The organism is Frankia sp. Cppng1_Ct_nod (genome assembly GCF_920656135.1).
In the GTDB taxonomy this organism is placed as follows: Bacteria; Actinomycetota; Actinomycetes; order Frankiales; family Frankiaceae; genus Protofrankia; species Protofrankia meridionalis.
This window is the reverse complement of the sequence record NZ_CAKKTK010000014.1, coordinates 68,969-74,535: the sequence shown is the minus strand read 5'-3', so window position 1 is coordinate 74,535 and position 5,567 is coordinate 68,969. Positions and strand designations below refer to the sequence as shown.

The following is a 5,567-nucleotide window of genomic DNA, read 5'->3' as shown; positions in this document are numbered from 1 at the left end:
CGGTCACACCGGCATCCTGCGCTGACCGACCGCTCGGAGCGTCCGGTGACCTACCGGGGAACGAGCTCCACCACGGTGTCCAGATCCTTCGTGTTCTCCCCACCGAGCAGATAGGCCGCATTGGCGAGGACGGTGACCGCGGCGTCGGCCACCGGGAAGGCAAGCCGTCCAGCGCCCTCGGCTTCGGCTCCGGTGACTGGACCAAGGACAATGCCGCCACGCAGCAGTACGACAGCTACAAGTTGCAGGCCGTCCTCAACGAGATCGACGGCTATGACCACAGCCGGACAACGAAGGTCGGCACACCGGCAATCTTCGGGATGAATTTCCAGGCCGTTTCCACCGCCCAGAAGCTGCCCACCTCGGACAGTCTGACCGGCGGTTAGGCGCCGGAATTAAATAACGGTGGATTCAAGGAGTCGTCGCAACATTGGAATGGGTGGACTGGTATAACCATCGTCGTCTTCATAGCTCGATCGGTAACGTGCCGCCGGTCGAGTATGAAGAGGCCTACCGGCTAAACCGGGAAGCTGATATGCTCGCCGAAGCGTAAGCGACGTTGCCTCCACAGATCCCGGTGCGGTTCTGTCGCTTCGACAGAAGAATAACTTGATTCTTTACGGGTCCATTAACGTCAAGTAAAGAAAGTGGAATCACGAGATACTAGATCGGTCTTGGGGTGCCATATCGGGACTGGCGTGCGACGTTGAGCAGGAGGCCGACGCCGATGAGGTCGGCGAAGGCCGCTGTGCCGCCGTAGGAGACGAAGGGTAGGGGTAGTCCGGTAACGGGCATGATTCCCATGGTCATGCCGACGTTGACGAATGTCTGGACGGCGAACCACACCGCGACCCCGCCGGCGACCAGTTTGCCGAACATGTCGGGTGCTTTTTCGGCGATGCGCAGGCCGCGGAGGCAGATAGCGGTGAGGGCGAGCAGCAGGGCGCCGGCGCCCACGAAGCCGCCTTCCTCGGCAGCGACCGTGAAGACGAAGTCGGTCTGCTGTTCCGGGACGAAGTAGCCGTTGGTCTGGCTGCCTTGTAGGAAGCCTTGGCCGGACAGACCGCCGTCACCGATCGCGGTCAGGGACTGCACCGTGTGGTAGCCCGAGCCGCTGGTGTCCTGGTCCGGGTGTGCCAGTGCGGTGAACCGCTGTTCCTGGTAGGGCTTGAGGAGGTGGAGTTGCACGATGATGCCGCTGCCGAGCGTGACGGCGAGTAGAAGAACGACGAGGAAGCGGATGCCGGCGCCGGCGAGACCAAGCAGGACGAACGCCAGGACCGCAACGACGATGGCGACACCGAGAGCTGGCTCGGCAAGGATGAGCAGCAACGGAACCGTCACCAGGGCCAGGCATAGGACAAGGTCACGGGTACGCGGTTTGACCTTGCCGTCAGGAAGTTGACACAACAGTCCCGCAAGCATCAAGATTACGACGATCTTGGTGAGTTCTGACGGCTCGAACTGTTGAGAGCCGAAGCTGAACCAGGCGTGAGCGCCGTTGACCCGGGACCCCAGCGGGGTGAGAACGGCGAGCAGCAGCACACATGTCCCGGCATACAGGGCGGGAGCAAGTGCCGCGAGCAGCCGGTAGTTGCATACCGCCGCACCCGCGCACAGCAGTGACCCGATCGCCAGATTCACCAGGTCCCGTTCCAGATACCGGTAAGGACTCAACCCGCCGGCTTTCAGACCGGCCGCTGTTGCCGCGTATATACACAGGGCACCCGTGCCGCACAGTGTCGTGGTCAGCGCGACCAGGAGCCAGTCGATTCCCGGCAGGACCTGTGCACGTATCCGGCGTATCGGTGTCCGCGGTTTTCCGCGTCGCCGTATGCTCAATTCACCGAACGTCATCGGGCCTCACCGGCTGCCGCGACATCAACACGCCCCTGTATGCCTGCTGTGGCAGCAGGCATACAGGGCAAGTCCGGTGGCGGCAGGGGAAGCCCGTCTGCTCCTGGCTGCATCCAGCCACCCACGTTCCGAGGCGGTGCCGGTCGGAGAAATCTCGTCGCCGCCGATGGACGTGCTCCTGCACGTTCCCTCCAAATCACAGCTGCCGGCACTGCCCAACAGTTGTGAAGTCACAGGCCTGGTGATGCCTCTCGCTGCGGTCGGTCAACCGGTCGATAAGATGACCCTCGTTCGGAATGTACCGGCCGACCTCATCCCGGCTATATTCCGGCCTGGTCGTGGCAACGCCGCCTCCGCCGATGGGATCGAATAAGGTGATCCTGATCTCGGGTTCATCGGTGATTTATACTGAAATATTTTACTGCCAGATGTCGGTGATCGGTGCTGCGGACGCGCTGTTGCCCGCGTAGGGTAGATGGTACATGTCCTCGAGGGTACGCAGGACGCTGTAGTGGTTGATGTGTTCGGTGAAGGTGCCGGTCTTCACACCGGCCCCGACAATCACGGTCGGAATGTTGTTGTTGTGACCGCTGTCGTCCTCGTCCCAGGTGAGGACGAGGACACTGTTATGCGTCTTCGCCCATTGCATATAAGTGTCGATGTTGTTATGTAGCCAGGTGTCGCCGGTAGCGGCCGGACAGTCATGCATGTCGTTGCACAGATTCGGCACGACGAACGACACGGTGGGCAGCGTCGAGTAGTTCGTCGGGAACCGGCTGAAACCGAGGTTAGCCGAGGCCCCCACCTTCGGGAAGTTCACCCACGGATTGTGCTTACGGGCATAATTGCCGCTGGTGCAGCCGGTGTACCCGTCCGACGGCATGCTTTCCGAGTACCCGGCAAAAGTATCGCCGGCTGTGATCAGATCCTCGCCGAGACTGGCTGCGGAGAAGGTATGCGGGCAGGAGTCGTCGGTGACTCCCTGCGGGGAGCCGGAGAACAGGGCCAGGTAGTTCGGCTCGCTCGGATGCGCGACCCCGGACGAGTGGCTGAACGACGCGCCCTGGGCTGCGAGTCCGTTGATATAGGGAGCGGATGCTCGTCCGATGATGTCGGAATACGAATGGTTCTCCATCACGACAACCACCACATGATCCCGTCGCGACACCACCCCCGCGACACCGCCCCTTCCCGTGCCGGTCGAGATCGATACCGGCGATGTCCCGGCCGGCGCAGCCCCGCCGGACGAGCACGCCGCCAAAGTCAGCAGAACCGCGATGACGGCGAGGCGGATACGTGACACGATCTCTCCTTCGGAGGGGGCCACCCCCGGTAACGGTAGCCGGCGCCGGGATGAACGCCGTCGCCCGGCAGCCTCGGCGGGTCGACCCTCACCACTGGGAATATGGTTACAGCCAGTCGCGTCGTTTGAACCCGAGGTAAAGTATGCCGGCGATGCCGAGGATCGCGATGGTGCTCACCGCGAATCCCCAGTGCTGGCCGACTCCGGGGTAGGGAACGTTCTGCCCGTAGAAACCGGTCACCGCGGTCGGCACGGCAATGATCGCAGCCCAGGATGTGAGCTTCTTCATGATCTCGTTGAGACGGTTGCCCTGGATGGTCAGGTTCGTTTCCAGGATCGTGGTCACAAGGTCGCGTAGGCTTTCGGTCCATTCGCTGGCGCGCAGGACATGATCGTAGACGTCCTGAAAGTAGGGCTGCATCGGATCAACGACGATGCGCAGATCGCGGCGCATCAGCGCGTTGACGACCTCACGCATGGGCAGGACAACCCGGCGGGTCAGCACGAGGCTCTTGCGTAGCTCGAAGCTGCGCCGCTGGACCAGGGCTCCTTGCGGAACATCGGCGAACAAGGTGTCCTCCAGGTCCTCGATCGCGGCATCGAGAGCCTGCACCGCCTCGAAATGGCTGTCGACGATAACATCGAGCAGGCCATAGAGAAGGTAGCCCACGCCGTGGCAGACAAGGTCAGGGTTGGCGTCCCACCGCTCCATAACCGCCTCAATATCGAGCCCGTCATCCTTGCGGACGGTGATGAGAGCCCTCTTGGTGACGAAGACCGCAACCTCGCTGGTGACGACCGTACCTGCGACCGGTTCCAATCGCACACCATAGGCACTCACAAACAAATGATCCGGATACCGGTCAAGTTTCGCCCGCTGATGCACGTTCACGGCGTCCTCAACCGCCAGCGGGTGCAGACCGAACTCCTCGCTCAGGACAGCCAGATCGGCTCGGTCAGGGCTGTGCAGATCCAGCCAGACCGTCACACCCTCCTCATCGATGTAGTCACTGATGTCCGCGACGGGGAAGCCTTCCAGTTCCAACTTTCCCTCGCGGTACAGCCGGGTACGGGCCACGCACCGGGTCGCACCATCGGCCGCGACGCAGCGCTGAAACGCCGGGTCCGGATCCCGGTCATGCGAGAACAGACCCTGGACAGGTTGAATAGGCAACACCCCACCCGAGACCCCAACGACTGGCGCGACCACGGCCTTCGCGAACCGCTGCACCTCGCCCTCCCCGTCCTGGAAAGCGCCGAGCGAAGTCGAGCCAAGGTCCTGTCCGGTCACGTTCGCCTTCTCCTCAACGTCGACTCTGCCCGACGGGCCCGTGGACACGACATCGATGTCGGGGTCCACCACCCATGCTGCCCGATCACCTTCCGTAACCTGCCACTACAGGTTCGTCGAACCCGCCGAGAGCAATGGTTGAGCCCTGTGGATGGGGGAGGGCCGAAACACCTGGTGCGGCGTGTCGGCAGAATCACTCCTGCGATCTCCGTCTGTTGGCCTCTCTCCCTGGGAGTGCTTGCTGATGCCCGCCGCACCGAACAAGGTCAGTGCCAGGATCGTGTTCCTCGCAGATCCCCCCGGGGAGTCACTGTCTTGATGTGGGTGGTCAGTCGGTCTGGGGGTGGATGCCGGCTGGTTGGCCGTCCTTGCTGGTCGTGCCGGTCTGTGGGGAGTCGCCGGTTACCGCTGGTGTTGTGGGGGAGTCGTCGCGCAATCCGTGGATCTCCGCCTTGAAGATTCTCAGTGACCGTCCCAGTGAGCGGGCCGCGTCGGGAAGTTTCCGGGAGCCGAACAGGAGCACGAAGACCACCGCGACGATCAGTAGATGCCATGGACCGAACTCGCCCAATCCCATGGAAACTCCTCCATCCAGGGTTGAAGTCGACTTGACTGCTGATGAATTGATCGTAACCGGGTGGTGGGTCGTGCCCGGGGCGAGGAGCCGGTGCCGGCCGCTGGCCGCTCGCGGCGGACATCCCCGGTTTGTCTTTGGCGAGAGGGCGGGCAGAGGTTGAAAAATCAGGCCGAACCAGACGGCCTCTGCGGAACCCGGTGCTACGGCCCCGGCCGTAGCACCGGGCGTGGGTACCGTGACGTGAGACGCATGGGTCCCCGCCGGGGCTGATTGTGAGCCGACAGTGAAAGGCTTCCATAGGCATGGTGACGGCTGAAGTCCACCCCGTTGAGTTCCCGTCCGTTCGTCACGTTTCGTCCCGACCGGGTCCGGGATCATCGGGTTCCTCCTGGTTGCGGGTGTTGTCGGGGGTCGCGGTCGCCACGGCCGTCGTCGTACTGGGGGTCCTGCACGGCCCCGCCCTGCTCGCCGGTGAACACAATCTCATCCACGCTGACCGGGAGTGGCTGGGGCTCGCCATGCTCGCCACGGCGATGACC

The 5,567-nt window shown here is 63.0% G+C and carries 4 protein-coding genes and 2 pseudogenes; 2 read left to right on the top strand and 4 right to left on the bottom strand.

Annotated elements, in window-relative coordinates:
• Together NBW77_RS22735 and NBW77_RS06795 are read left to right on the top strand one after the other, a co-directional pair.
• Positions 1-386 (top strand): annotated as a pseudogene (locus NBW77_RS22735) (hypothetical protein); the annotation flags it as partial.
• Between the two features lie 38 nt (positions 387-424).
• Positions 425-553, top strand: a pseudogene (locus NBW77_RS06795) (integrase core domain-containing protein); the annotation flags it as partial.
• Positions 554-663: 110 nt separating this feature from the next.
• Here the strand turns inward: NBW77_RS06795 and rodA are convergent.
• The 4 genes from rodA to tatA form a co-directional block, all read right to left on the bottom strand.
• Positions 664-1,857, bottom strand: a complete 1,194-nt coding sequence (gene rodA / locus NBW77_RS06790; protein ID WP_250279447.1) for a rod shape-determining protein RodA — start codon at positions 1,855-1,857, stop codon at positions 664-666.
• Between the two features lie 418 nt (positions 1,858-2,275).
• The gene (locus NBW77_RS06785) at positions 2,276-3,160 is read right to left on the bottom strand and encodes an alkaline phosphatase family protein (protein WP_242605496.1); all 885 of its coding nucleotides are present in this window, start codon (positions 3,158-3,160) and stop codon (positions 2,276-2,278) included.
• Positions 3,161-3,266: 106 nt separating this feature from the next.
• Positions 3,267-4,451 (bottom strand): magnesium transporter CorA family protein, encoded by a 1,185-nt coding sequence (locus NBW77_RS06780; RefSeq protein ID WP_250279446.1) that lies wholly within the window; start codon positions 4,449-4,451, stop codon positions 3,267-3,269.
• Positions 4,452-4,779: 328 nt separating this feature from the next.
• A complete protein-coding gene (gene tatA, locus NBW77_RS06775; RefSeq protein ID WP_207386771.1) occupies positions 4,780-5,028 on the bottom strand; it encodes a Sec-independent protein translocase subunit TatA in 249 nt (82 codons plus the stop codon).
• Between the last annotated feature and the right edge of the window lie 539 nt (positions 5,029-5,567).

Bases quoted from the DNA above. Each gene is read 5' to 3' on its own strand.
- rodA (WP_250279447.1), bottom strand. From the start codon at position 1,857: ATGACGTTCGGTGAATTGAGCATACGGCGACGCGGAAAACCGCGGACA.
- tatA (WP_207386771.1), bottom strand. From the start codon at position 5,028: ATGGGATTGGGCGAGTTCGGTCCATGGCATCTACTGATCGTCGCGGTG.